The following is a 24,280-nucleotide window of genomic DNA, read 5'->3' on the forward strand; positions in this document are numbered from 1 at the left end:
CTTCTCCCGCGGGAGAAGGGAAAAGCGCTCCGGCGCTGTTCGTGGCCGCGACCTGAATCTGTAGGAGCAGGCTCTGCCTGCGACCGGGATCCGGCACAACGCAGGCAACCCTCTGTGGGAGGCGCGCCCTCGCGGCGACAGGCAGGCGAAGCCTGCCAATCGAGAACTTGCCCCGAGCCCGCGCCTCTCAACACCTGTAGCGACGTGGCTGCGCACCTGCGGGAGGTGCAGTGCCTTGCGAAACCGACGGGCGGTGTTCAGCCCGCAAGCGGGCCGCTAATATCTGACCCGTTTCGTTTGACCGCTCACATTCAAGGCGGGCCAGAGCCTGTCCGCAGCCTGGAGCATCTGTCGAGGCTGCGAGACGCGCTTTCCGAACGGCCTCGCCGGTAACGTTCGACCCTGTCGGTGGTCTGCCACTCGATGCCCCTTGGCCGGCGCTTCCCGGTTCCACAGGCACCCGACGGCGACCGCATCGACGTTGACCCTCTGATTCGTCTCAACCAGGAGTGGACCATGCAATACATCACGCCCGACCTCTGCGACGCCTATCCGGACAAGATCCAGGTGGTCGAACCCATGTTCAGCAATTTCGGCGGTCGCGACTCCTTCGGGGGGCAGATCGTCACGGTGAAATGCCACGAGGACAACTCGAGGGTGAAGGAGCAGGTCGAGCTGGACGGCATCGGCAAGGTCCTGGTGGTCGACGGCGGCGGCTCCCTGCGCTGCGCGCTGCTCGGCGACATGCTCGCGGAGAAGGCGGCGAAGAACGGCTGGGAAGGCATCGTCGTCTATGGCTGCATCCGCGACGTGGACGTGGTGGCGCAGACCGACCTGGGTGTGCAGGCGCTCGCCAGCCATCCCATGAAGTCGTTCAAGCGCGGCGTTGGGGAGCTCGGCGTGCCCGTGACCTTCTGCGGCGTCACCTTCCGCCCGGGCGAATACGTCTATGCCGATAACAACGGCATCGTCGTCTCTCCGGAGCCTTTGCAGATGCCGGAGTGAAGGGCGGGGGCGGCAATGCAGCCCGGCATAGCCGGGCTTTTTAATGAAAGGGGCAGGCATGCAGGCGAGTGATGACGCGACGCTGGGACTGATTCACGCACGGGTGCTCGACGGTCGGGGCGGGGCGCGGGCGATCGACGCGCAGGCGCTGGAGTCCCTGCAACTGGCGGAGGGCGAGAGCCTCTGGCTGCATTGGGACCGCAGTTGCCCGCCGGCGCAGCGCTGGCTCTACGAGCGCAGCGGCCTGAGCGAATTCGCCTGCGACCTGCTGCTCGAGGAGAACACCCGGCCGCGTCTGCTGCCATTGCCGGACGAATCGCTGCTGGTATTCCTGCGCGGGGTCAACCTGAATCCGGACGCCCAGCCGGAAGACATGGTCAGCCTGCGCATCCATGCCGAGGCGCGCCGGGTCATTTCGCTGCGCCTGCGGCCGTTGCGCGCCACCGAGCAGGTGATCGAGCAACTGGAACAGGGCAGCGGGCCGAGAACGGCGTCCGAGGTGCTTCTCTATCTGGCAGACTCGCTGACCGAGCGGGTCGACGAGCTGGTGGTACGGCTCGGCGACCGTATCGACGTCGAAGAGGAGCGGCTGGACCATGACGCGCGCTACGAACCCGCCTCGGACGACCTGCTGTCGCTGCGCCGCACCGCCGCCAGCCTGCGCCGTTTCCTGCTGCCGCAGCGCGACATCTACGGGCAGTTGACGCGCTGCCGACTGTCCTGGTTCGTGGCCGACGACGGCGATTACTGGAACGAGCTGAGCAACCGGCTCGTACGTTTCCTGGAGGAGCTCGACCTGGTGCGCGAGCGGGTCAACCTGGTGCTCGAGTCGGACCAGCGCCGTCGCAGCGAACGCATGACCCGGACCATGTACCTGCTCGGCATCGTCACCGGCTTCTTCCTGCCGATGACCTTCCTCACCGGCTTGCTGGGGATCAACGTGGGCGGCATCCCGGGAGCGGACAATCCCTACGGCTTCGCCATCGCCTGCGCGCTGGTGGTGCTCATCGCCGTGTGCCAGTGGTGGATATTCCGCCGCCTGCGCTGGCTGTGAATGTGACCCCGTTCGCTGTCGGGGCGTCTAGACCGCACGCCGCACTGCGTGCCGAGAGAAGAGCCATGCAAGATCCCTTCGAACAGTCCCTGAAAGACATGCTCAATGCGCCGTCACCCCACGACGACGATGCCTGTCTCGATCGCGTCCTGAAAACGGCCAACCGGCAGGTCGGCGCGGGTGACCTGTTCGCCCTGGTGGGCAACTGGCTGCCGGCGCTGCTGATGGCCATCACCAACGGTGCGCCCCACGTGTCGCCGGTATGCCGTCGGCGCGGTCCTCATTCCTCCAACGACAAGGCCGATTGATCATGGAATTCAATCCCTGGACCCAGAGTCTGCTCGCTGCGATGAGTTCGTTGTGGACGTCGATCGCCGCCTTCATCCCGCGGCTGTTCGGCGCCCTGTTGGTGGTGCTGGTCGGCTTCCTCGTCGCCAAGCTGCTCGATACGCTGCTGTCCAAGCTGCTCGCCAAGGTCGGGCTCGACCGGCTGATGGCGGGCACCGGCCTGACCAAGCTGCTCGGCCGCGCCGGCATCCGGGTGCCCCTGTCGACGCTGATCGGCAAGATCGTCTACTGGTTCGTGCTGCTGGTGTTCTTCGTCTCGGCAGCCGAATCGCTGGGGCTCGAGCGCGTCTCGGCGACGCTCGACGTGCTGGCGCTCTACCTGCCGAAGGTGTTCGGCGCCGCGCTGATCCTGCTGGCGGGCATGCTCCTGGCGCAGCTGGTGAACGGCCTGGTCAGGGGCGCCGCGGAAGGCGTCGGCCTGGATTACGCGGGCGGCCTCGGCCGGGTGGCCCAGGGGCTGGTGATCATCATCGCCATCTCCGTGGCGATCGGCCAGCTCGAGGTGAAGACCGAACTGCTGAACTATGTCATCGCCATCGTCCTGACCGCGGTCGCGCTGGCGGTCGCCCTGGCCCTGGGCCTCGGCAGCCGCGAGCTGGTCAGCCAGATCCTCGCCGGGATCTATGTGCGTGAGCTTTACGAGGTCGGGCAGCGGGTCAGCCTGCCGGAGCTGGAAGGTCAGATCGAGGAGATCGGCACGGTCAAGACGCTGCTGCTCACCGACGCGGGGGAGATCGTATCGGTCCCCAACCGCGTTCTGCTGGAGCAGCGCGTCGGCAGTCGGTGAGCGCGCTTATTGGATTGCGATCTGCTATCGTATGCCGCCATTTTCCGGTGCTCGGTAAAGGCACCTCGACCCTGACTGCCGGCCCGACGCGTCTTGACTAAGCCCCACTCGCCGATCATGCGCTATGACCCACGTCTTCTCTCCGACGAGGAGTTGGTCGAGCGCGCGCACGTCGAGCTGTTTCATGTCACGCGTGCATATGAGGAACTGATGCGGCGCTACCAGCGCACATTGTTCAATGTATGCGCGCGATATCTCGGCAACGATCGGGATGCCGATGACGTCTGTCAGGAAGTCATGCTCAAGGTCTTATATGGACTCAAGACTTTCGAAGGCAAGTCCAAGTTCAAGACATGGCTATATAGCATCACTTATAACGAGTGTATTACCCAGTATCGCAAGGAGCGGCGAAAGCGCCGCCTGCTCGATGCCCTGAGCCTCGACCCGCTGGAGGAGGCCTCCGACGAGAAGGCTCCGAAACTGGAGGAGAAAGGCGGACTGGACCGCTGGCTGGTTCATGTCAACCCCATTGATCGGGAGATTCTCGTACTGCGTTTCGTCGCCGAGCTCGAGTTCCAGGAAATCGCCGACATCATGCATATGGGCTTGAGCGCGACCAAGATGCGTTACAAGCGGGCTCTGGATAAACTTCGAGAAAAATTTTCAGGGATAACCGAAACTTAATCGATATAGTTTGTCTGATGTCGCAGCGGACGAACTTTGCTCGACAAAGCCGGTTTCCTTGGATTTGTTCTGATACCAACCAACAGATGGGGATTAACGGATGGAACTGAAAAACACCTTGGGCGTCGTTATCGGCTCTCTGGTTGCCGCCACTTCCTTCAGTGCTCTGGCACAGGGCCAGGGCGCCGTCGAGGTGGAAGCTTTCGGCAAGCAGTACTACACCGACAGCTCGCGCAACATCGAGGACGAAGGCGAGCTGTACGGCGCCGGTGTCAGCTACTTCCTGACCGACGACGTATCGCTGGGCCTGTCCTACGGCGAATACCACGACCTGACTTCCGACGATCCGGTCGGCATCGATGGTGGTCACAAGAACATCAAGGGCAGCCTGACCTCGCTGGACGCCGTCTACCACTTCGGCGAGCCGGGCGTGGGCCTGCGTCCGTACGTGTCGGCCGGCGTCGCCCATCAGAGCCTCGGCCAGGCGGCCCGCAGCGGTCGTGACCGCAGCACCTTCACCAACATCGGTACCGGCGTGAAGTACTACTTCACCGAGAACCTGTTCGCCAAGGCGAGCGTCGACGGCATGTACAACATCGACGCCAACGAAGGCGAGTGGATGGCCGGTGTCGGCGTGGGCCTGAATTTCGGTGGCAGCACGCAGCGCGTTGCCGCTGTCGAGCCGGCCCCGGAGCCGGTCGCCGCGCCCGCACCGATGGCCGAGCCGGAACCCGAGCCGGCCGCGCCCGAAGTCGTTCGCGTGGAGCTGGACGTGAAGTTCGACTTCGACCGCGCCCAGGTGCGTGAAGAGAGCTACGCCGAGATCAAGAACCTCGCCGACTTCATGCAGCAGTATCCGCAGACCAGCACCACCGTCGAAGGTCACACCGACTCGGTGGGCACCGACCAGTACAACCAGCGCCTGTCCGAGCGCCGCGCCAACGCGGTACGTGACGTACTGGTCAACCAGTACGGCCTGGAAAGCAACCGCGTGAATGCCATCGGTTACGGCGAAAGCCGCCCGGTGGCCGACAACGCCACCGAGGAAGGTCGCCAGATCAACCGCCGCGTGGAAGCCGAGGTCGAAGCGCAGGTGCGCTGATAGCCCGACCGGCTGCAAAGAAAACCCGGCATCAGCCGGGTTTTCTTTTGTCCGGAATTCGCAGCCTCAGGCGCGCATGGCCTGCCTGAACGGGGCGTCCCGGGATTGGCGCATATGAAAAAGCCCCGCGGAGCGGGGCTTTTTCATTCAGCGGTTGGATCAGGCCTGCACGACCGGGATCTTCGCCTTCTCGGCACTTTCCCGGAATTCGGCGATCTGGTCGAACGACAGGTAGCGGTAGACGTCCGCCGCCATGCTGTCGATGTCCGCCGCGTACTGCATGTACTCCTCGACGGTCGGCAGGCGACCGAGGATCGATGCCACCGAAGCCAGCTCGGCGGAGGCCAGGTACACGTTGGCTCCGTCGCCCAGGCGGTTCGGGAAGTTACGGGTCGAGGTCGAGACCACGGTGGCGTTAGACGCCACGCGGGCCTGGTTGCCCATGCACAGCGAGCAGCCCGGCATTTCCATGCGCGCACCGGCCTTGCCGTAGATGCCGTAGTAGCCTTCCTCGGTCAGCTGGTGGGCGTCCATCTTGGTCGGCGGGGCCAGCCACAGGCGGGTCGGGATGCCGCCCTTGACCTTGTCCAGCAGCTTGCCGGCGGCGCGGAAGTGGCCGATGTTGGTCATGCACGAACCGATGAACACTTCGTCGATCTTGTCGCCGGCCACCTGGGAGAGCAGGCGGGCGTCGTCCGGATCGTTCGGTGCGCAGAGGACCGGCTCGGTCACCTCGGCCAGATCGATCTCGATCACCTCGGTGTACTCGGCGTCGGCATCGGCTTCCAGCAGCTGCGGGTCGGCCAGCCAGGCTTCCATCGCCTGGGCACGGCGCTCCAGGGTGCGGGCATCGCCGTAGCCTTCGCTGATCATCCAGCGCAGCAGGGTGATGTTCGACTGCAGGTACTCGGCGATCGATTCCTTTGACAGCTTGATGGTGCAGCCGGCCGCGGAACGCTCGGCGGAGGCGTCGGACAGTTCGAAGGCCTGCTCGACGGTGAGGCTTTCCAGGCCTTCGATCTCGAGGATGCGGCCGGAGAAGATATTCTTCTTGCCCTTCTTCTCGACGGTCAGCAGGCCCTTCTGGATGGCGCAGTAGGGGATGGCGTGCACCAGGTCGCGCAGGGTGATCCCGGGGCGCATCTTGCCCTTGAAGCGCACCAGCACCGATTCGGGCATGTCCAGCGGCATCACGCCGGTGGCGGCGGCGAAGGCCACCAGGCCGGAGCCGGCCGGGAAGGAGATGCCGATCGGGAAGCGGGTGTGCGAGTCGCCGCCGGTGCCGACGGTGTCGGGCAGCAGCATGCGGTTCAGCCAGCTGTGGATGATGCCGTCGCCCGGACGCAGGGACACGCCGCCGCGGGTCATGATGAAGTCAGGCAGGGTGTGGTGGGTCTTGACGTCGATGGGCTTGGGGTAGGCCGCGGTGTGGCAGAACGACTGCATCACCAGATCGGCGGAGAAGCCGAGGCAGGCCAGGTCCTTGAGCTCGTCGCGGGTCATCGGGCCGGTGGTGTCCTGGGAGCCGACGGTGGTCATCTTCGGCTCGCAGTAGGTGCCCGGGCGAACGCCCTTGCCTTCCGGCAGACCGCAGGCGCGACCGACCATCTTCTGCGCCAGGGTGTAGCCCTTGCCGCTGTCGACCGGCGCTTCCGGCTTCTTGAACAGCTCGGACGGGCCCATGCCCAGTTCGGCGCGGGCCTTCTCGGTCAGGCCGCGACCGACGATCAGCGGGATACGGCCGCCGGCGCGCACTTCGTCGAGCAACACCTCGGTCTTCAGTTCGAAGGTCGAGATGACCTCGTCGCTGCCGTGTTTGCAGACCTTGCCGGCGTACGGGTAGACGTCGATCACGTCGCCCATGTTCAGGTTCGACACGTCGAACTCGATCGGCAGGGCGCCGGCGTCTTCCATGGTGTTGTAGAAGATCGGGGCGATCTTGGAGCCGAAGCAGAAGCCGCCGGCGCGCTTGTTCGGCACGTAGGGGATGTCGTCGCCGAAGAACCACAGCACCGAGTTGGTGGCGGACTTGCGCGAGGAGCCGGTGCCGACCACGTCGCCGACGTAGGCGACCGGGAAGCCCTTGGCCTTGACCGCTTCGATCTGCTTCAGCGGGCCGATGGCGCCGGGTTGTACCGGCTCGATGCCTTCGCGGGCCATCTTCAGCATGGCCAGGGCGTGCAGCGGGATGTCGGGGCGCGACCAGGCGTCCGGCGCCGGCGACAGGTCGTCGGTGTTGGTTTCGCCCGGGACCTTGAACACGGTCAGGCTGAGCTTTTCCGGCACGGCCGGGCGCGCCTTGAACCATTCGCCGTCGGCCCAGGACTGCATCACCGCCTGGGCCGCGGCGTTGCCGGCCTTGGCCTTCTCGGCGACGTCATGGAAGGCGTCGAACATCAGCAGGGTGTGCTTGAGCTGCTCGGCGGCGATGGTGGCCAGTTCGGCGTCATCCAGCAGCTCGACCAGGGTGGCGATGTTGTAGCCGCCCTGCATGGTGCCCAGCAGCTCGACGGCGCGCTGCTTGCTGATCAGCGGGGAGCCGGCCTGGCCCTTGGCGACAGCGGACAGGAAGCCGGCCTTCACGTAGGCGGCCTCGTCCACGCCCGGCGGTACACGGTTGGAGATCAGGTCTACGAGGAATTCTTCTTCGCCGGCCGGCGGGTTCTTCAGCAGTTCGACCAGGCCAGCGGTCTGCTCGGCGTTGAGCGGCTGAGGCACGACGCCCTGGGCGGCACGCTCTTCTACGTGTTTGCGATAGGCTTCAAGCACAGTTTTTCCCTCATCATTGGTCCCAACAGCTATCGGGACGCTCATCCGGAAGCTGTTTTCAAAGTTTTACGCCGGGAGAGGGGCCGGATGCGGCGCAGAACCGCGCATCCGGTCGGGCCGGGTTGACTGTGCTCGTGACGCTTTGAAAACAGCTTCTTGGGACAGTGGCGCCTAAAACGGCGAAGCGATTCTACTGGAAAGGCCCCGCAAAGTTAAGCGGCAGGCGGCGTGCGGGGACCGTCGGGACTGGCGCCCGGGGCCCGGCCCGGCGGGTCGGAGCCAGCGTTTCGGGGTGCGCGGCCTACCCCGGGATGACCCGGATTGTACAAAAGTCTAAGATGCCGCCTCGATCGTCGTTGTCCCCTTTGCCATGACCGCTCACCGAATCAAGACGCCCTGCGTGGGCCTTTGCTCAACCGTCTATGGCGACCGGGTCTGCCGCGGCTGCAAGCGCTTTCACCATGAGGTGGTCAACTGGAACGCCTACAGCGACGAGGAGAAGCGCGCGGTCTGGCGCCGCCTCGAGCAGCTGCTGGCGCAGGTGATGGAAGCCAAGGTGCAGGTGTTCGATGCGCCGCTGTTGCGCCGGCAGCTGGAGGCGCGGCAGATCCGCTTCGTACCCGAGCAGTCACCTTACTGCTGGGCCTACCAGCTGATCGCCCGCGGCGCGCGTGCCATTCGCCAGCTCGAGGCCTACGGGGTGGCGCTGCTGCCGGAATTTCGCGACTGGTCACTGCCGCGGCTGCGCGACGCCATCGACCAGGAATTCTTCCTGCTGTCGGAGGCGCACTACGATCGCTACATCGCGCCGCGGTTTCTCGTCGAAGGCGTCGAGATGCGCGTCTAGGTCTGCCGGCTCGGCGGGCTGGCCGGCGCTCCCGCGATCCGTATAATTCGCACCCGCTGCGGCGTCGCCGCAGTCCGCCCGACCTGCTGGAGCTGCACGTGACTGACGATTTGCATGAGTTTCTCGGCGGCGCCACGCCGCTGGGCTGGATCGAGGCCGCGCTGGCCAACCAGGAGCTGATGCTGCTCGACCACGCCAACTGCGAGAAGAAGGCCGCGGGCACGGCGTTCCAGCTGATGTTCCGCTACACCGACAAGCCGGACCTGCAGCACCGCATGTCGCGCCTGGCGCGCGAGGAGCTGAGGCACTTCGAGCAGGTGCTGACGCTGATCCGCAGGCGTGGCATCGCGCTGCGCCAGGTCAGTTCCTCCCGCTACGCCGCCGGCCTGCGCGAGCTGGCGCGCAACCACGAACCCTTCCGCCTGGCCGACACGCTGGTCATCGGCGCCTTCATCGAGGCGCGCTCGTGCGAGCGCTTCGCGCTGCTGGTGCCGCACCTCGACGAGGAGCTCGGCAGGTTCTACCACGGCCTGCTGAAATCCGAGGCGCGGCATTTCCAGGATTACCTGAAGCTTGCCTACCTCTATGGCGAGCGGGCGGACGTCGAGGCGACCGTCGCGCGCGTGCGGGTCCGCGAATACGAGCTGATGAGCGAAGCGGACGGCGAGTTCCGCTTCCATAGCGGCGTACCGGCCGCCGCCTGAGTTTCAGTCGAAGGGGAAGGGGAAGGGGAGCAGGCGCAGGCCGCCGGCGTCGGCCTCGATGAACCAGCCCCGCGCCTCCCAGTCTCCCAGCACCAGGCGCCGTGCGGGGGTGCCGTCGACGTCCAGCCGATGCTCGGCCGGGCGGTGCGTATGGCCATGGATCAGGGTGCGCAGTCCGGCGGCGCGCAGCGCCCGCTGCACCTCCTCGGGCGTGACGTCGACAATGTCGGCCGGTTTCATGCGCGTCTGAGCATGGCTTTCGTTGCGCAGGCGGCTTGCCAGCCGGCGCCGTACCGACAGCGGCAGGTGGCGCAGTACGAACAGGGAGACGGGATTGCGCAGCCAGCGTCGCAGGCGCATGTAGGCCTGGTCGCGGGTGCACAGGCTGTCCCCGTGCATCAGCAGTACCGACTCGCCTGCCAGCGTGGTTACGCTCGGGTCGGCGAGCAGCGCGCAGCCGGCCATCCGACAGAAGCGCTCGCCGAGCAGGAAGTCGCGATTGCCGTGCATCAGGTAGATGCGTACGCCGCGGTCGGCGAGGCTGCGCAGGGCGTCGGCGATGGAGCGCTGATAGGTGGACATGCCGTCGTCGCCGATCCAGGCCTCGAAGAAGTCGCCCAGAATGTACAGCGCCTCGGCCTGCGCGGCCTTCGTCTGGAGAAAATGCAGAAACGCCCGGGTGATGTCCGGGCGTTCCTCCTGCAGGTGCAGATCGGAGATCAGCAGGCTGGTCATCGTCAGTCGACGATCTCGGCCTTCTCGATCACCACGTCGTCCACCGGCACGTCCTGGTGACCCGACTTCATGGTCGTGGCCACGCCCTTGATGCTCTCGACCACGTCCATGCCTTCGACCACTTCGCCGAACACGGCGTAGCCCCAGCCCTGCACGGTAGGCGCGGTGTGGTCGAGAAAGGTATTGTCGGCGACGTTGATGAAGAACTGCGCGGAGGCCGAATGCGGCTCCATGGTGCGGGCCATGGCGATGGTCCCGACCTTGTTCGACAGGCCGTTGTTGGCCTCGTTCTTGATCGGCGCGCGGGTGGGCTTCTGTTTCATGCCGGGCTCGAAGCCGCCGCCCTGGATCATGAAATTGCCGATGACGCGGTGGAAGACTGTGTTGTCGTAGTGGCCGGCCTTCACGTACTCCTTGAAGTTGGCAACGGTTGCCGGTGCCTTGTCTTCGAACAGCTCGAGCGTGATGACGCCGTGATTGGTGTGCAGTTTGATCATGGTGAATTCCGTAACGGTGGACAGACAGACTCGACGTGTGGCCGGCAGCGGGTACCGAGCCGAGGCTTCGTACCGCCGGTCCCCGATCGGGGGCGCAGAGCCCTGTCAGGGGTTTGACGGGTCCGCTATGATAAGCGCTTTGATTTGGTCGGCCTACCCTGTGCCGCGCACTGCATACCGTAAGGACATCATGAGCAAGCCCGAAACACCCGCCGCTTCGAATTTCCTACGCCCCATCGTCCAGGCCGACCTCGAATCGGGCAAGCACGCGGAAGTGGTGACCCGCTTTCCGCCGGAGCCCAACGGTTACCTGCACATCGGTCATGCCAAGTCGATCTGCCTGAACTTCGGCCTGGCCGAAGAGTTCGGCGGCCGCTGCAACCTGCGTTTCGACGACACCAACCCGGCCAAGGAAGACCAGGAGTACATCGACGCCATCAAGGCGGACGTCCAGTGGCTGGGCTTCAGCTGGGCCGGCGAGGAGCGCTATGCGTCGGATTACTTCGACCAGCTGCATGAATGGGCCCTCCACCTGATCCACGCCGGCAAGGCCTATGTCGACGACCTGTCGCCGGAGCAGGCGCGAGAATACCGCGGCACCCTGACCGAGCCGGGCCGCAACAGCCCCTACCGCGACCGCAGCGTCGAGGAGAACCTCGACCTGTTCGCACGCATGCGCGCCGGCGAGTTCCCGGACGGCGCCCGCGCGCTGCGGGCCAAGATCGACATGGCGTCGCCGAACATGAACCTGCGCGACCCCATCCTCTATCGCATCCGTCATGCCCATCATCACCAGACGGGCGACAAGTGGTGCATCTACCCGAGCTACGACTTCACCCATGGCCAGTCCGACGCGATCGAGGGCATCACCCACTCGATCTGCACGCTGGAGTTCGAAGACCATCGCCCGCTCTACGAATGGTTCCTCGAGAACCTGCCGGTGCCGGCCAGACCGCGCCAGTACGAGTTCGCCCGGCTCAACCTGAACTACACCATCACCAGCAAGCGCAAGCTCAAGCAACTGGTGGATGAAGGGCACGTGGCCGGCTGGGACGACCCGCGCATGTCGACCCTGTCCGGCTACCGCCGTCGCGGCTACACGCCGGCCTCGATCCGCACATTCTGCGACATGATTGGCGTCAACCGTGCCGGCGGGGTGGTGGACATCGGCATGCTCGAGTTCGCCATCCGCGAGGACCTGGACGCCAACGCGCCGCGCGCCATGTGCGTGCTCAAGCCGCTCAAGGTGGTCATCACCAATTACCCGGAAGGGCAGGTGGAGAACCTCGAGCTGCCGCGCCATCCCAAGCAGGACATGGGCGTGCGGGTGCTGCCGTTCTCTCGCGAGCTTTACATCGACGCCGGCGATTTCGAGGAGAATCCACCTGCGGGCTACAAGCGCCTGGTGCCCGGCGGCGAGGTGCGCTTGCGCGGCAGCTACGTGATCCGAGCCGACGAGGCGGTCAAGAACGCCTCCGGCGACATCGTCGAGCTGCGCTGCAGCTACGATGCGAACACCCTGGGCAAGAACCCCGAGGGCCGCAAGGTCAAGGGCGTGATCCATTGGGTGCCGGCCGAGGGCAACGTGGAATGCGAGGTTCGCCTTTACGACCGGCTGTTCCGCTCGGCGAATCCGGAAAAGGCCGAAGAGGGCGGCAGCTTCCTCGACAACATCAACCCGGAGTCGCTGGTGGTGCTGAGCGGCTGCCGGGCCGAGCCCTCGCTGGCCCAGGCCCGGCCGGAGGACCGCTTCCAGTTCGAGCGCGAAGGCTATTTCTGCGTCGACCTGAAGGACAGCCAGCCGGGCCGCCCGGTGTTCAACCGTACCGTCACGCTGCGGGATTCCTGGGGCGGCTGATCCGTCCGGGTGCCATGCCGGCACCCTGTCAGGGGCGGGCCCCGGCCCGCCTTTTCGCATGGCCTTTTCCGAATCGGTAAAACCACATGCTCGCCATCTACAACACCCTGACCAAGAACAAGGAAGCCTTCGTGCCGCTGGACGGCAACCAGGTACGCATGTACGTCTGCGGCATGACCGTGTACGACCTCTGCCACATCGGCCACGCACGGGTGATGGTCGCCTTCGACGTCATCGCCCGCTGGCTGCGGCGCAGCGGCTACGAGCTGACCTACGTACGCAACATCACCGACATCGAAGACAAGATCATTCGTCGCGCCAACGAGAACGGCGAGCCCTTCGAGGCGCTGGTGGCGCGCATGATCGAGGCGATGCACGAGGACGAGTCGCGGCTCGGCGTGCAGCGTCCGGACCAGGAGCCGCGTGCCACCGAGCACATCACCGGGATGCACGCGATGATCCAGACGCTGATCGACAAGGGCTTCGCCTACGCGCCCGGCAACGGCGACGTGTACTACCGCGTCGGCCGCTTCCAGGGCTACGGCAAGCTTTCGCGCAAGCGCATCGAGGACCTGCGAATAGGCGCCCGCATCGAGGTGGGCGAGGCCAAGGAGGATCCGCTCGATTTCGTCCTGTGGAAGGCCGCCAAGCCGGGCGAGCCGTGCTGGCCCTCGCCCTGGGGCGCGGGGCGGCCCGGCTGGCACATCGAGTGCTCGGTGATGTCCACCTGCTGCCTGGGCGAGACCTTCGACATCCACGGCGGCGGGCCTGACCTGGTGTTCCCCCATCACGAGAACGAGATCGCCCAGAGCGAGGCGGCCACCGGCCAGCCGTACGCCAAGGCCTGGATGCACGCCGGCGCGGTGCGGGTCGACGGCGAGAAGATGTCCAAGTCGCTCGGCAATTTCTTCACCATTCGCGACGTGCTGGAGAAATTCCATCCGGAAGTGGTGCGCTACCTGCTGGTGGCGAGCCATTACCGCAGCCCGATCAATTATTCGCAGGAAAGCCTGAAGGAAGCCAAGGGCGCGCTCGAGCGCTTCTACCATGCGCTCAAGGGGCTGCCGGGCGTCGCGCCGGCCGGAGGCGAGGCCTTCGAGGAGCGCTTCGCCGCGGCCATGGACGATGATTTCAACACGCCGGAAGCCTGCGCGGTGCTGTTCGAGATGGTTCGAGAGATCAACCGTCTGCGCGAGTCCGAGCCGGCCGCCGCCGCTGGTCTCGCGGCACGCCTGAAGGCACTGGCCGAGCCGCTGGGCATTCTGCAGCTGGAGCCGGAGGCGTTTCTGCAGGCCGGCGCCCAAGGACGGGTCGATGCGCAGGAGGTGGAGCGCCTGATCGCTGCCCGCCTGCAAGCGCGTGCCGAGAAGAACTGGGCCGAATCCGACCGCATCCGCGACCGGCTCACCGCCATGGGCGTGCTGCTGGAAGACGGGAAGGGCGGCACGACCTGGCGACTGGCTGACTGATTGTCATGGAACGAAAAAGGGCGCCCGAGAGCGCCCTTCTTCATTCCGCCGACGGAATCAGACGTGCAGGTGCTCGGCGGCGTGCAGGGTGTTTTCCAGCAGACAGGCGCGGGTCATCGGGCCGACACCGCCGGGTACCGGGGTGATCCAGGCGGCACGTGCCAGCGCCGGCTCGTATTCCACGTCGCCGACCAGGCGGCCGTCGGCCTGGCGGTTGATGCCGACGTCGATGACGATGGCTCCGGGCTTGATCCATTCGCCCTTGACCAGCCCCGGCTTGCCGGCCGCCACCACGACCAGGTCGGCACGGGAAACGTGGCTGGCCAGGTCATGGGTGAAGCGGTGGGTCACTGTGGTGGTGCAGCCGGCCAGCAGCAGCTCCAGCGCCATGGGGCGGCCGACGATGTTGGAGGCCCCGACGACCACCGCGTCCAGCCCGTACAGGTCGACGCCGGTGCTGTGCAGCAGGGTCATGATGCCCTTGGGGGTGCACGGGCGCAGCAGCGGCATGCGCTGGGCCAGCCGGCCGATGTTGTAGGGGTGGAAGCCGTCCACGTCCTTGTCCGGACGAATGCGCTCGAGCAGCAGCGAGGCATCCAGGTGCGCCGGCAGCGGCAGTTGGACGAGGATGCCGTCGATCGCCGGGTCGTCGTTGAGCGTGTCGATCAGGGCGAGGAGGTCGTCCTGGCGGGTATCGGCGGGGAGGTCGTGGGCGACGGAATGGAAGCCCACTTCCTCGCAATCCTTGCGCTTGTGTGCCACATAGACCTGCGAGGCCGGGTCGCTGCCCACCAGGATGACCGCGAGGCCCGGCGCGCGCAGCCCCTGGTTGCGGCGTTGGGTGACGCGTTCGGCGATCTGGAGACGGATGTCGGCAGCGATCTGCTTGCCGTCGATCAGTTGTGCGGTCATGAACCTTGGTGTCGTCGAGGGGTGGAAAAAAGGACGCGCATTCTCGCATGCCGAGCGTGAGGGGCAAAGGCGGGTGGTCGCGTAAAAGGCGTAACTCCTTTTCCTCCAAGTATTTTTCGTTTTTTTGTGTTGACGCGTCAGGGACTGCTCTATAAGATTCGCCCCGCTTGTCGAGCACAGCCTGCGGCTGGGTAACAAGGCTTGTCGGGAGCCACATCCCTTCGGGCCGGAGCATAAAGTCTGCGCTCCGATGAATGCAGATAAAGCGCCCGTAGCTCAGCTGGATAGAGCATCCGCCTTCTAAGCGGATGGTCGCAGGTTCGAGTCCTGCCGGGTGCGCCATCCGGCTCGAAGCAAGCACAGATATGGTGGGCGTAGCTCAGTTGGTAGAGCACAGGATTGTGGCTCCTGGTGTCGTGGGTTCGATTCCCATCGTCCACCCCATATTTCAGACGCCAGGCGATGCCTGGCGTCTTGGTTTCCAGCCCGTTTTGCGGACGTGGTGAAATTGGTAGACACGCTGGATTTAGGTTCCAGTGCCGCAAGGTGTGAGAGTTCGAGTCTCTCCGTCCGCACCACCGTCTAAACCAAGGGGTTACGAGCTTCAAGCCTCGGCCTCCTTGATGCACTGGACCTTCCACGCAGCGAGATCGTGACACACAAGCTGTCACGCACATCCGCCAACCCGTCCAGAATCGCGACCGCATCTCGGACCCTCGCTGGGGCCAGTGGGCATAGCGCTCGGTCATCATGATGGTGCTGTGCCCCGGCAGGTCCCTCACCTCGGTGAGCGGCACCCCGCGCTGATCAGATGAGCCGCGCAGGTATGGCGTAGGTCGTGGATCAGGAAGTCCGATATCCCCGCCTTTTCACATGCCTTGGCAAACCCGGCCCGAATGCTGGCCGAGCGTTCACCGTTCGATCGACAGAGGGCTGTCATCCTCTCTTCGTCCAGCTTTGCGGAATGGATCGAGCCGAGCTGCTCGCGCGGCCTGAAATGATCGCCCGTCTCGCGCTCGTCATACGCCCATGCAGGGCATGCTTGATCGAGATCCCGAGGGGCTCGGAGCGTTCCGTCAAGCGGCCGGACGGTACCGAGTGGTGGCATACCATGCCGGCCAGGCTCGAGCCGCCAGCCATCAGTGGTCTGCCACGCCTTCGGCATTTGGGTCATCACCAGCCCGCCCAGCGCCAGCAGGCCGATGGCGCCGCCGATGAAGTTGATGATCGCCTGTGTATCTATGGCAAATCTCTTCAGAGAGCACAAGCGTAACGGCGCCGAACAAGGATTCGCCAGGCCCTAGCAAGAAACGGCGCAAGCTTTGGTTGAAAATGGTACAGGATGTTGTACTATTTGTCCGTCCAACGAAGCGGAAGCCGGGGCATGGATGCCCGGCAGACACCCACCCAGATTAGAGTGCCACCATGAATATTCTGACTTTTAGCCAGGCCCGAGCCAGCTTGAAGCAGACGATGGACGACGTCTGTCGCGACCACGCACCTACAGTGGTGACCCGCACCGGCGGGGACCACGTAGTGTTGCTGTCGCTCAGTGACTTCAACAGCATGCAGGAAACGATGCACCTGCTGAGCTCGCCGAAGAATGCCAGCCGTTTAGCCGAGTCCATCGCTCAGCTGCGAGCCGGTAAGGCCCGAGTTCGGGATCTACCGACTGATGAGCAAGAAGAAACAAGGCAATAAGGTTCGCGCGAAAACTGCCCGTGTAGCCTGGACGGACATTGCTTGGGAGGACTACCTCTCGTGGCAGCAGGAAGACATGAAGATCGTCGAGGAGATCAACAATCTGCTCGAGGAGTGTTATCGGAATCCCTTCAAGGGCACGGGCAAGCCGGAGCCGCTGTCCGGTGACCTTACGGGGTTCTGGTCCCGCCGGATCACTAAGGAACACCGCTTGGTGTACTTGCCGGAGGATGAGATGGTCTATGTAGTGGCCTGTCGCTACCACTACTGACAGATCGTCGAGGAATCCTGATGCTGAAAGCTATACCGATCGTGCTCACCGCCTTCTCCATCGGAGTGGGCGGTCTGTCCTGCCAACTGCTGAGTGCGAAGCAGTCCGTTGAAACAAAAGTCTTCTCGTGCTTGCGCTTGGATGGTCAGGCGCAGCTGAGCTGCTTTAAGGAAGCATCCGGCCAGGCGCAACAGCTTGGCAAGCTAGCAAAGGGCCTTGCAGGGTAATAGCTATCAGCCATCGTGATGGGGCTGCCCGAGGGTGTCTCCGACCTCCTCAAGTCCTGACTCAAGGGCTCTCTTGTCCGACCTTTCATGCTCTACGTCCTGGTCGTCGTACCAGGCCTTGCGGCGGGGCGACCGGCTTGGCGGTTCATTCCCGCTTGCCGATGAAATGTTGTCGCCGGGCGGGCAAGCGGGGTGCAAGGTCTACTCTTGCGTAATGAGAAACCGAAAATCACTTGGGGTAGGCGCCGGGCTGGCGATCGGAGTCGTCATCGGGGCGCTCGCCGACAACGTCGTGATGGGCATTGGCGTGGGGCTGGCGATCGGCATAGCGCTTTCGTTCGAATCCAGGCGCTAGCATGGGCAGAAGGAGTCGAGGCGAAACGACTCCGCTTCGGGAGGCATCATGTCCGATTCGCTGACCTATTCAATGATCGCCGCGGCGGCGGCCGTCATCGTGCTCGACCTGCTGGCCATCGTGAGCGTGTTCAAGAGCGAACGGAGCGTGGGAAGCAAGGCGCTCTGGGCGATCGGCATATCGCTGTTTCCGGTGTTGGGCCTGGTGTTCTGGTTCCTCGTCGGGGTGCGGCGCACGCGTCGCTGACGGCGCGTGACGCCGCGCTTCCTTATATAGGGGCGCCGGCTGCCCCGTCGCAGTCCGCGGGCGTGCCGCATGGTGTCCTCCCGCGACCGCGCACCCGGCCGGGGGCTGTCCTTCGCGTGCAACCTGGGCAGGGTGACTTCTTTCAATCGACCCACTAGAATGCATGCCCACTTTGCGGCCGGAATGCCGGCTTATGTCTGTGCAACGAGGAAGACCCATGCAAGTTTCTGTTGAAAGCACCTCCGCTCTCGAGCGCCGCATGACCATCGGCGTACCGGCCGAGCGCATCGAGAACGAAGTCAACAAGCGTCTGCAGCAGACTGCCAGTCGTGCGAAGATTCCGGGCTTCCGTCCTGGCAAGGTACCGATGAGCGTCATCCGCCAGCGCTACGAAGCCGCTGCGCGTCAGGAAGCGTTGGGCGACCTGATCCAGGCGACCTTCTACGAGGCCGTGGTGGCCGAGAAGCTCAACCCGGCCGGCGCCCCCTCGGTGGAGCCGAAGGTGTTCGAGAAGGGCAAGGACCTCGAGTACGTTGCCACCTTCGAGGTGTTCCCCGAGTTCACCGTCGCCGGCTTCGACGGCATCGAGATCGAGCGCCTGCAGTCGGAAGTGACCGACGCGGACGTCGACAACATGCTCGACATCCTGCGCAAGCAGAACACCCGCTACGAGGCCGTCGAGCGCGCCGCCGAGAACGGTGACCAGCTGAACATCGATTTCGTCGGCAAGATCGACGGCGAAGCCTTCGCTGGCGGTTCGGCCAAGGGCACCCAGCTGGTGCTTGGCTCCGGTCGCATGATCCCCGGCTTCGAGGACGCCCTGGTGGGCGCCAAGGCCGGTGAAGAGCGCGTCATCAACCCGACCTTCCCCGAGGACTACCAGAACCTCGAGCTGGCCGGCAAGACCGCCGAGTTCACCGTGACCGTCAACAGCGTCGCCGCGCCTCAGCTGCCCGAGCTGGACGACGCCTTCTTCGCCCAGTTCGGCGTCCAGGAAGGGGGCCTCGAAGGCTTCCGCGCCGAAGTGAAGAAGAACATGGAGCGCGAGCTGCGCCAGGCCATCAAGTCCAAGGTCAAGAACCAGGTCATGGACGGGCTGATCGCCACCAACCCGATCGAGGTGCCCCAGGCGCTGATCGGCAACGAGGTCGATCGTCTGCGTCGTCAGGCCGTTCAGCAATTCGGCGGCAACATCAACCCCGACCAGCTGCCGGCCGAGCTCTTCACCGAGCAGGCCAAGCGCCGCGTGGTGCTGGGGCTGATCGTCGCCGAGGTGGTCAAGCAGCACGAGCTCAAGCCGGACGAAGCGCGCGTACGCGAGCTGATCGAGGAGATGGCTTCCGCCTATCAGGAACCCGAGCAGGTGGTGGCCTGGTACTACAAGAACGACGAGCAGTTGAACGAAGTCCGTTCGGTTGTGCTCGAAGAGCAAGTTGTAGATACTGTGCTGCAGCAGGCGAAGGTGACCGACAAGCAGGTCCCCTACGAAGAAGCCGTCAAACCTGCGGAAGCCCAGCAAGCGGGCTGACAGGTCTCTACAATTCGAGCGCACAAACATAAGCCAGCCTCGTGCTGGCTTATGTGTTTGAGGCATGACAAAGGGAGTAACGCAGGAACATGTCCCGCAATTCTTTGATGCAAGCACCCGACATCCAGGCTGCCGGCGGCCTCGTCCCGATGGTGATCGAGCAGTCCGCTCGCGGCGAACGTGCCTACGACATCTACTCGCGCCTGCTCAAGGAGCGGGTGATCTTCATGGTCGGCCAGGTCGAGGACTACATGGCCAACCTGATCGTGGCCCAGCTGCTGTTCCTCGAGGCGGAGAACCCGGAGAAGGACATCCACCTGTACATCAACTCGCCGGGCGGCTCGGTGACTGCGGGCATGTCGATCTACGACACCATGCAGTTCATCAAGCCCGACGTCTCCACCATCTGCGTAGGGCAGGCCTGCAGCATGGGCGCTCTGTTGCTGGCGGGCGGTGCGGCCGGCAAGCGTTTCTGCCTGCCGCATTCGCGGATGATGATCCACCAGCCGCTCGGCGGCTTCCAGGGGCAGGCCTCGGACATCGAAATCCACGCCCGCGAGATCCTGACGATCCGCGAACGACTGAACAAGGTGCTGGCCGAGCACACCGGCCAGCCGCTGGACGTCATCGCACGCGACACCGACCGCGACAACTTCATGAGCGGTGAGCAGGCCGTCGAATACGGCCTCATCGACCAGGTCCTGACCCGTCGCCAACTGGCCGTCTGATCGCCCCCCGCCGGCGATGTCCGGCTCGGCCGTGGGCTTGAAAAAGCCCACGATTGCCTTCATCTTGTTTTCCAAGCCTTCCCGATTGGATTGATTGAATGACTGATACCCGCAACGGCGAGGACTCCGGCAAACTGCTTTATTGCTCTTTTTGCGGCAAGAGCCAGCATGAAGTGCGCAAATTGATTGCCGGTCCCTCGGTCTTCATCTGCGACGAATGCGTCGACCTGTGCAACGACATCATCCGCGAGGAGGTGCAGGAAGCGCAGACCGAGAGCAACGCGCACAAATTACCTGCGCCTAAGGAGATCAGCGGCATTCTCGACCAGTACGTCATCGGTCAGGAACGCGCCAAGAAGATCCTGGCGGTAGCGGTGTACAACCACTACAAGCGCCTGAACCAGCGTGACAAGAAGGACGATGTCGAGCTCGGCAAGAGCAACATCCTGCTGATCGGGCCGACCGGCTCGGGCAAGACGTTGCTGGCTGAAACCCTGGCACGCCTGCTCAACGTACCCTTCACCATCGCTGACGCCACCACGCTCACCGAGGCGGGCTACGTCGGCGAGGATGTGGAAAACATCATCCAGAAGCTGCTGCAGAAGTGCGACTACGATGTCGAGAAAGCCCAGATGGGCATCGTCTACATCGACGAGATCGACAAGATCTCGCGCAAGTCGGACAACCCTTCCATCACCCGCGACGTGTCGGGCGAGGGCGTCCAGCAGGCGCTGCTCAAGCTGATCGAAGGCACCGTGGCCTCGGTTCCGCCACAGGGCGGGCGCAAGCACCCGCAGCAGGAATTCCTGCAGGTCGATACGCGCAACATTCTGTTCATCTGCGGCGGCGCCTTCGCCGGCCTGGAAAAGGTGATCCAGAACCGCGCGACCAAGGGCGGCATCGGCTTCAACGCCGAGGTGCGTAGCAAGGACCCGGGCAAGAAGGTAGGGGAGGCGCTGCGTGCGGTGGAGCCTGACGATCTGGTCAAATTCGGCCTGATTCCGGAGTTCGTCGGTCGTCTGCCGGTGATCGCGACGCTGGACGAACTGGACGAGCCGGCGCTGATCCAGATCCTGACCGAGCCGAAGAACGCGCTGACCAAGCAGTACGGCAAGCTGTTCGAACTCGAAGGCGTGGATCTGGAATTCCGTCCGGACGCGCTCAAGGCCGTCGCCCGTCGCGCGCTGGAGCGCAAGACCGGTGCCCGCGGGCTGCGCTCGATCCTCGAAGGCGTACTGCTCGACACCATGTACGACATCCCTTCGCAGAAGGACGTCAGCAAGGTGGTCATCGACGAGAGTGTGATCGACGGCGCGTCCAAGCCGCTGCTGATTTACGAGAATGCCGAACCACCCGCCAAGGCAGCGCCCGAGGCGTAAGGGAAAAGGGGCCTCCGGGCCCCTTTGTCGTTCATGGATGTTCTTGTTTTTTACAGGGGGCGCCCTCATCTTAACCAGAGGCTGTTCCCTCCGATCACGGCCGGCAGGCCGCCGTAGAGCTGATATTTATGAAAGCAACCATCGAATTGCCCCTTTTGCCGCTGCGTGACGTCGTGGTTTACCCGCACATGGTGATACCGCTGTTCGTTGGGCGTGAGAAGTCCATCGAGGCGCTCGAGGCGGCCATGGCAGGCGACAAGCAGATCCTGCTGCTGGCGCAGAAGAACCCCGGCGACGACGATCCGGGCGAGGAGGCGCTCTACCGGGTCGGTACCGTAGCCACCGTCCTGCAATTGCTCAAGCTTCCTGACGGCACCGTGAAGGTCCTGGTGGAGGGCGAGCAGCGTGGCCGCATCGAGCGCTTCTTCGAGGCGGACGAGCACTGCCGCGCGCGCGTCAGCCTGATCGACGAGGCCGAGGTCAGCGATCGCGAGGCCGAAGTATTCGTGCGCAGCCTGCTGAGCCAGTTCGAACAATACGTGCAGCTCGGCAAGAAGGTGCCGGCCGAGGTGCTGTCGTCGCTGACCAGCATCGACGAACCCAGCCGCCTGGTGGACACCATGGCGGCGCACATGGCGCTGAAGATCGAGCAGAAGCAGGAAATCCTCGAAATCACCGAGTTGCCGGCGCGGGTCGAGCATGTACTGGCCCTGCTCGACGCCGAGATCGACCTGCTGCAGGTCGAGAAGCGCATCCGCGGCCGCGTGAAGAAGCAGATGGAGCGCAGCCAGCGCGAGTACTACCTCAACGAGCAGATGAAGGCGATCCAGAAGGAGCTGGGCGACATCGACGAGGGTCACAACGAGATCGACGACCTCAAGAAGCGCATCGAGAACGCCGGTCTCAGCAAGGACGCCCACGCCAAGGCCATGGCCGAGCTGAACAAGCTCAAGCAGATGTCGCCGATGTCGGCCGAGGCGACCGTCGTGCGCTCCTACATCGACTGGCTGGTGAACGTGCCCTGGAAGCAGGCGAGCAAGGTCCGCCTGAACCTGGCCAAGGCCGAGGAGGTCCTCGACGCCGACCACTACGGGTTGGAGGAGGTCAAGGAGCGCATCCTCGAGTACCTCGCCGTGCAGAAGCGCGTGAAGAAGCTCAAGGGCCCGGTTCTCTGCCTGGTCGGGCCGCCCGGGGTCGGCAAGACTTCGCTGGCCGAATCCATCGCCCGCTCGACCAACCGCAAGTTCGTGCGCATGGCCCTCGGCGGGGTGCGTGACGAAGCGGAGATCCGCGGCCACCGGCGGACCTACATCGGTTCGATGCCCGGCCGCCTGATTCAGAAGATGACCAAGGTTAGTGTGCGCAATCCACTGTTCCTGCTCGACGAGATCGACAAGATGGGCAGCGACATGCGTGGCGATCCGGCCTCGGCCCTGCTCGAGGTGCTGGACCCGGAGCAGAACCACAACTTCAATGACCACTACCTGGAGGTCGACTACGACCTCTCGGACGTGATGTTCCTGTGCACCGCGAACTCCATGAACATCCCGGCGCCACTGCTGGACCGCATGGAGGTCATCCGCCTGCCCGGCTACACCGAGGACGAGAAGGTCAACATCGCCCTGCGCTACCTGGTCCCCAAGCAGACCCAGGCCAACGGGCTGAAGAAGGGCGAGCTGACGATCGAGGAAGAGGCGCTGCGCGACATCATCCGCTACTACACCCGCGAGGCCGGCGTGCGCAGCCTCGAGCGGCAGATTGCCAAGGTCTGCCGCAAGGTGGTGAAGGAGCATGTGGCGAAGAAGTCGGTCCAGGTCACCGTCTCGCCGGACTCACTGGAGCATCTGCTGGGCGTACGCAAGTTCCGCTATGGCCTGGCCGAGCAGCAGGACCAGATCGGCCAGGTCTCCGGGCTGGCCTGGACGCAGGTCGGCGGCGAACTGCTGACCATCGAGTCGGCTGCCGTTCCGGGCAAGGGGCGCCTGATCAAGACCGGGTCGCTGGGCGACGTCATGGGCGAGTCGATCACCGCGGCGCTGACCGTGGTGCGTAGCCGTGCGGCGAGCCTCGGCATCGCGCCGGATTTCCACGAGAAGCATGACATCCACATCCACGTGCCCGAAGGCGCGACGCCGAAGGATGGCCCGAGCGCCGGCATCGGCATGTGCACCGCGCTGGTCTCGGCGATGACCCAGATTCCGGTTCGCGCCGACGTCGCGATGACCGGCGAAATCACCCTGCGTGGCCAGGTACTGGCGATTGGCGGCCTGAAAGAAAAATTGTTGGCTGCTCATCGCGGCGGAATCAAGACCGTGATAATTCCGGAAGAGAACAAACGTGACCTGAGAGAAATTCCTGAAAATATTAAGCAAGACCTGCAAATTCGGCCGGTCAAGTGGATTGACGAGGTCCTGCAAATTGCGCTGCAATACGCGCCGGAGCCCTTGCCAGACGCGGCTCCCGACATGGTTGCAAAGGATGATACGCGCGAGCCTGATTCCAAGGAGCGAATCAGCACGCATTAGCCGGGGAGGCTTCCTTGACACATTTTTAAGGCCCTTGATATAAATCGGCCCTTTGTGTCAGTGCCACTCCAGCACCGCTTTGCTTACACAAATTAAGAAATGACTCAACAGGAATAAGGGGACCAAGAGTGAACAAATCGGAACTGATCGATGCGATTGCTGCATCTGCTGATATCCCGAAAGCTGTTGCTGGCCGTGCGCTGGATGCAGTAATCGAATCCGTTACGGGTGCCCTGAAGGCTGGCGACTCGGTAGTACTGGTTGGTTTCGGTACCTTCGCCGTCAAGGAGCGTGCAGCACGTACCGGCCGCAACCCGCAGACCGGCAAGCCGATCAGCATCGAAGCAGCCAAGATTCCGGGCTTCAAGGCCGGCAAGGCACTCAAGGACGCGGTCAACTAAGCGTTCGGCCAGCGGCCGAGCGCCCTGGCAGAAGCCGGGAAGCGGTTCGTCTAACGATCGATCCTGTTACGCCGGTGGCGTGGGGGACAGGCAAACCGCTTCGAGGCCCCGAGAAGGCGCATCCCCGGATGCGCCTTTTCTCTTATCT

At 64.2% G+C, this 24,280-nt stretch carries 25 protein-coding genes and 3 tRNA genes; 22 read left to right on the top strand and 6 right to left on the bottom strand.

The window, feature by feature from the left end; all coding sequences use genetic code 11:
- Window positions 1–516: 516 nt before the first annotated feature.
- From rraA to H610_RS0100030, 6 genes are all read left to right on the top strand, one after another.
- The gene (gene rraA, locus H610_RS0100005) at window positions 517–1,005 is read left to right on the top strand and encodes a ribonuclease E activity regulator RraA (protein ID WP_028237807.1); all 489 of its coding nucleotides are present in this window, start codon (window positions 517–519) and stop codon (window positions 1,003–1,005) included.
- A 58-nt stretch (window positions 1,006–1,063) separates the two neighbouring features.
- The gene (locus tag H610_RS0100010; protein WP_028237808.1) at window positions 1,064–2,059 is read left to right on the top strand and encodes a zinc transporter ZntB; all 996 of its coding nucleotides are present in this window, start codon (window positions 1,064–1,066) and stop codon (window positions 2,057–2,059) included.
- 65 nt (window positions 2,060–2,124) lie between these two features.
- Window positions 2,125–2,367: a hypothetical protein gene (locus tag H610_RS0100015; protein ID WP_028237809.1), complete on the top strand. Its 243-nt coding sequence runs from the start codon at window positions 2,125–2,127 to the stop codon at window positions 2,365–2,367.
- A 2-nt stretch (window positions 2,368–2,369) separates the two neighbouring features.
- Entirely contained in the window at window positions 2,370–3,194 is an 825-nt protein-coding gene (locus tag H610_RS0100020; protein WP_028237810.1) for a mechanosensitive ion channel family protein, read from the top strand.
- A gap of 93 nt (window positions 3,195–3,287) precedes the next feature.
- Window positions 3,288–3,878: an RNA polymerase sigma factor SigX gene (gene sigX / locus H610_RS0100025; RefSeq protein ID WP_028237811.1), complete on the top strand. Its 591-nt coding sequence runs from the start codon at window positions 3,288–3,290 to the stop codon at window positions 3,876–3,878.
- A gap of 100 nt (window positions 3,879–3,978) precedes the next feature.
- On the top strand, window positions 3,979–4,980 hold the full coding sequence (locus H610_RS0100030; protein ID WP_028237812.1) for an OmpA family protein: 1,002 nt from the start codon (window positions 3,979–3,981) through the stop codon (window positions 4,978–4,980).
- Window positions 4,981–5,139: 159 nt separating this feature from the next.
- On the opposite strand, the gene acnB is transcribed toward H610_RS0100030, so the two are convergent.
- The gene (gene acnB / locus H610_RS0100035) at window positions 5,140–7,749 is read right to left on the bottom strand and encodes a bifunctional aconitate hydratase 2/2-methylisocitrate dehydratase (protein WP_028237813.1); all 2,610 of its coding nucleotides are present in this window, start codon (window positions 7,747–7,749) and stop codon (window positions 5,140–5,142) included.
- Window positions 7,750–8,119: 370 nt separating this feature from the next.
- On the opposite strand from acnB, the gene H610_RS0100040 reads away from it, so the two are divergent.
- Window positions 8,120–8,596: a DUF1289 domain-containing protein gene (locus H610_RS0100040; protein ID WP_028237814.1), complete on the top strand. Its 477-nt coding sequence runs from the start codon at window positions 8,120–8,122 to the stop codon at window positions 8,594–8,596.
- Window positions 8,597–8,688: 92 nt separating this feature from the next.
- Window positions 8,689–9,300 (top strand): tRNA-(ms[2]io[6]A)-hydroxylase, encoded by a 612-nt coding sequence (miaE, locus tag H610_RS0100045; protein WP_028237815.1) that lies wholly within the window; start codon window positions 8,689–8,691, stop codon window positions 9,298–9,300.
- A 3-nt stretch (window positions 9,301–9,303) separates the two neighbouring features.
- Here the strand turns inward: miaE and lpxH are convergent, their stop codons facing one another.
- Window positions 9,304–10,035: a UDP-2,3-diacylglucosamine diphosphatase gene (lpxH, locus tag H610_RS0100050; RefSeq protein ID WP_028237816.1), complete on the bottom strand. Its 732-nt coding sequence runs from the start codon at window positions 10,033–10,035 to the stop codon at window positions 9,304–9,306.
- A 2-nt stretch (window positions 10,036–10,037) separates the two neighbouring features.
- Window positions 10,038–10,532 carry a peptidylprolyl isomerase gene (locus H610_RS0100055; RefSeq protein ID WP_028237817.1) on the bottom strand — a complete coding sequence of 165 codons (495 nt, stop codon included), beginning with the start codon at window positions 10,530–10,532 and terminating at the stop codon, window positions 10,038–10,040.
- 190 nt (window positions 10,533–10,722) lie between these two features.
- On the opposite strand from H610_RS0100055, the gene H610_RS0100060 reads away from it, so the two are divergent.
- Window positions 10,723–12,390: a glutamine--tRNA ligase/YqeY domain fusion protein gene (locus H610_RS0100060; protein WP_028237818.1), complete on the top strand. Its 1,668-nt coding sequence runs from the start codon at window positions 10,723–10,725 to the stop codon at window positions 12,388–12,390.
- A gap of 86 nt (window positions 12,391–12,476) precedes the next feature.
- Entirely contained in the window at window positions 12,477–13,859 is a 1,383-nt protein-coding gene (gene cysS, locus H610_RS0100065; protein WP_028237819.1) for a cysteine--tRNA ligase, read from the top strand.
- A 57-nt stretch (window positions 13,860–13,916) separates the two neighbouring features.
- On the opposite strand, the gene folD is transcribed toward cysS, so the two are convergent.
- Window positions 13,917–14,771 (bottom strand): bifunctional methylenetetrahydrofolate dehydrogenase/methenyltetrahydrofolate cyclohydrolase FolD, encoded by an 855-nt coding sequence (folD, locus tag H610_RS0100070; protein WP_028237820.1) that lies wholly within the window; start codon window positions 14,769–14,771, stop codon window positions 13,917–13,919.
- Window positions 14,772–15,036: 265 nt separating this feature from the next.
- Between folD and H610_RS0100075 the strand changes: the two genes are divergently transcribed.
- The 3 genes from H610_RS0100075 to H610_RS0100085 all read left to right on the top strand — a co-directional run bounded on the left by H610_RS0100075 (window position 15,037) and on the right by H610_RS0100085 (window position 15,349).
- Window positions 15,037–15,113, top strand: a tRNA-Arg gene (locus H610_RS0100075).
- A gap of 26 nt (window positions 15,114–15,139) precedes the next feature.
- A tRNA-His gene (locus tag H610_RS0100080) sits at window positions 15,140–15,215 on the top strand.
- 49 nt (window positions 15,216–15,264) lie between these two features.
- A tRNA-Leu gene (locus H610_RS0100085) sits at window positions 15,265–15,349 on the top strand.
- 200 nt (window positions 15,350–15,549) lie between these two features.
- Here H610_RS0100085 and H610_RS25845 read toward each other — a convergent pair.
- Window positions 15,550–16,038, bottom strand: a complete 489-nt coding sequence (locus tag H610_RS25845; RefSeq protein WP_028237821.1) for a site-specific integrase — start codon at window positions 16,036–16,038, stop codon at window positions 15,550–15,552.
- A 158-nt stretch (window positions 16,039–16,196) separates the two neighbouring features.
- Here H610_RS25845 and H610_RS0100095 point away from each other — a divergent pair, with 158 nt between their 5' ends.
- The 3 genes from H610_RS0100095 to H610_RS0100105 are packed head-to-tail and all read left to right on the top strand — an operon-like array spanning window position 16,197 to window position 16,970.
- On the top strand, window positions 16,197–16,472 hold the full coding sequence (locus H610_RS0100095) for a type II toxin-antitoxin system Phd/YefM family antitoxin (protein WP_028237822.1): 276 nt from the start codon (window positions 16,197–16,199) through the stop codon (window positions 16,470–16,472).
- Window positions 16,444–16,743: a Txe/YoeB family addiction module toxin gene (locus H610_RS22965; RefSeq protein ID WP_408054984.1), complete on the top strand. Its 300-nt coding sequence runs from the start codon at window positions 16,444–16,446 to the stop codon at window positions 16,741–16,743. Before H610_RS0100095 ends, H610_RS22965 begins: the two co-directional genes overlap by 29 nt.
- Window positions 16,744–16,763: 20 nt before the next feature.
- Window positions 16,764–16,970, top strand: a complete 207-nt coding sequence (locus tag H610_RS0100105; protein ID WP_028237824.1) for a hypothetical protein — start codon at window positions 16,764–16,766, stop codon at window positions 16,968–16,970.
- Between the two features lie 229 nt (window positions 16,971–17,199).
- Here H610_RS0100105 and H610_RS26055 read toward each other — a convergent pair whose 3' ends face one another.
- A complete protein-coding gene (locus tag H610_RS26055; RefSeq protein WP_256380889.1) occupies window positions 17,200–17,328 on the bottom strand; it encodes a hypothetical protein in 129 nt (42 codons plus the stop codon).
- 45 nt (window positions 17,329–17,373) lie between these two features.
- Between H610_RS26055 and H610_RS0100115 the strand changes: the two genes are divergently transcribed.
- The 6 genes from H610_RS0100115 (at window position 17,374) to hupB (ending at window position 24,132) form a co-directional block, all read left to right on the top strand.
- On the top strand, window positions 17,374–17,571 hold the full coding sequence (locus tag H610_RS0100115; protein WP_028237825.1) for a PLD nuclease N-terminal domain-containing protein: 198 nt from the start codon (window positions 17,374–17,376) through the stop codon (window positions 17,569–17,571).
- Window positions 17,572–17,788: 217 nt separating this feature from the next.
- Entirely contained in the window at window positions 17,789–19,099 is a 1,311-nt protein-coding gene (gene tig, locus H610_RS0100120; RefSeq protein ID WP_028237826.1) for a trigger factor, read from the top strand.
- Window positions 19,100–19,188: 89 nt separating this feature from the next.
- A complete protein-coding gene (gene clpP / locus H610_RS0100125) occupies window positions 19,189–19,827 on the top strand; it encodes an ATP-dependent Clp endopeptidase proteolytic subunit ClpP (protein ID WP_028237827.1) in 639 nt (212 codons plus the stop codon).
- 98 nt (window positions 19,828–19,925) lie between these two features.
- A complete protein-coding gene (gene clpX, locus H610_RS0100130; protein WP_028237828.1) occupies window positions 19,926–21,206 on the top strand; it encodes an ATP-dependent Clp protease ATP-binding subunit ClpX in 1,281 nt (426 codons plus the stop codon).
- 128 nt (window positions 21,207–21,334) lie between these two features.
- On the top strand, window positions 21,335–23,731 hold the full coding sequence (gene lon / locus H610_RS0100135) for an endopeptidase La (protein ID WP_028237829.1): 2,397 nt from the start codon (window positions 21,335–21,337) through the stop codon (window positions 23,729–23,731).
- A gap of 128 nt (window positions 23,732–23,859) precedes the next feature.
- Window positions 23,860–24,132 carry a nucleoid-associated protein HU-beta gene (gene hupB / locus H610_RS0100140; protein WP_028237830.1) on the top strand — a complete coding sequence of 91 codons (273 nt, stop codon included), beginning with the start codon at window positions 23,860–23,862 and terminating at the stop codon, window positions 24,130–24,132.
- Window positions 24,133–24,280 lie beyond the last annotated feature (148 nt).

Source organism: Stutzerimonas azotifigens DSM 17556, from assembly GCF_000425625.1.
GTDB classification, from domain to species: Bacteria; Pseudomonadota; Gammaproteobacteria; order Pseudomonadales; family Pseudomonadaceae; genus Stutzerimonas; species Stutzerimonas azotifigens.

What these genes read in the sequence shown, in the direction of transcription:
- rraA (WP_028237807.1), top strand. Translation starts at nt 517, where the DNA reads ATGCAATACATCACGCCCGACCTCTGCGACGCCTATCCGGACAAGATC.
- H610_RS0100010 (WP_028237808.1), top strand. Translation starts at nt 1,064, where the DNA reads ATGCAGGCGAGTGATGACGCGACGCTGGGACTGATTCACGCACGGGTG.
- H610_RS0100015 (WP_028237809.1), top strand. Translation starts at nt 2,125, where the DNA reads ATGCAAGATCCCTTCGAACAGTCCCTGAAAGACATGCTCAATGCGCCG.
- H610_RS0100020 (WP_028237810.1), top strand. Translation starts at nt 2,370, where the DNA reads ATGGAATTCAATCCCTGGACCCAGAGTCTGCTCGCTGCGATGAGTTCG.
- H610_RS0100030 (WP_028237812.1), top strand. Translation starts at nt 3,979, where the DNA reads ATGGAACTGAAAAACACCTTGGGCGTCGTTATCGGCTCTCTGGTTGCC.
- H610_RS0100040 (WP_028237814.1), top strand. Translation starts at nt 8,120, where the DNA reads ATGACCGCTCACCGAATCAAGACGCCCTGCGTGGGCCTTTGCTCAACC.
- lpxH (WP_028237816.1), bottom strand. Translation starts at nt 10,035, where the DNA reads ATGACCAGCCTGCTGATCTCCGATCTGCACCTGCAGGAGGAACGCCCG.
- H610_RS0100055 (WP_028237817.1), bottom strand. Translation starts at nt 10,532, where the DNA reads ATGATCAAACTGCACACCAATCACGGCGTCATCACGCTCGAGCTGTTC.
- H610_RS0100060 (WP_028237818.1), top strand. Translation starts at nt 10,723, where the DNA reads ATGAGCAAGCCCGAAACACCCGCCGCTTCGAATTTCCTACGCCCCATC.
- cysS (WP_028237819.1), top strand. Translation starts at nt 12,477, where the DNA reads ATGCTCGCCATCTACAACACCCTGACCAAGAACAAGGAAGCCTTCGTG.
- folD (WP_028237820.1), bottom strand. Translation starts at nt 14,771, where the DNA reads ATGACCGCACAACTGATCGACGGCAAGCAGATCGCTGCCGACATCCGT.
- H610_RS0100095 (WP_028237822.1), top strand. Translation starts at nt 16,197, where the DNA reads ATGAATATTCTGACTTTTAGCCAGGCCCGAGCCAGCTTGAAGCAGACG.
- H610_RS0100105 (WP_028237824.1), top strand. Translation starts at nt 16,764, where the DNA reads ATGCTGAAAGCTATACCGATCGTGCTCACCGCCTTCTCCATCGGAGTG.
- H610_RS26055 (WP_256380889.1), bottom strand. Translation starts at nt 17,328, where the DNA reads ATGCTAGCGCCTGGATTCGAACGAAAGCGCTATGCCGATCGCCAGCCC.
- H610_RS0100115 (WP_028237825.1), top strand. Translation starts at nt 17,374, where the DNA reads ATGTCCGATTCGCTGACCTATTCAATGATCGCCGCGGCGGCGGCCGTC.
- tig (WP_028237826.1), top strand. Translation starts at nt 17,789, where the DNA reads ATGCAAGTTTCTGTTGAAAGCACCTCCGCTCTCGAGCGCCGCATGACC.
- clpP (WP_028237827.1), top strand. Translation starts at nt 19,189, where the DNA reads ATGTCCCGCAATTCTTTGATGCAAGCACCCGACATCCAGGCTGCCGGC.
- clpX (WP_028237828.1), top strand. Translation starts at nt 19,926, where the DNA reads ATGACTGATACCCGCAACGGCGAGGACTCCGGCAAACTGCTTTATTGC.
- lon (WP_028237829.1), top strand. Translation starts at nt 21,335, where the DNA reads ATGAAAGCAACCATCGAATTGCCCCTTTTGCCGCTGCGTGACGTCGTG.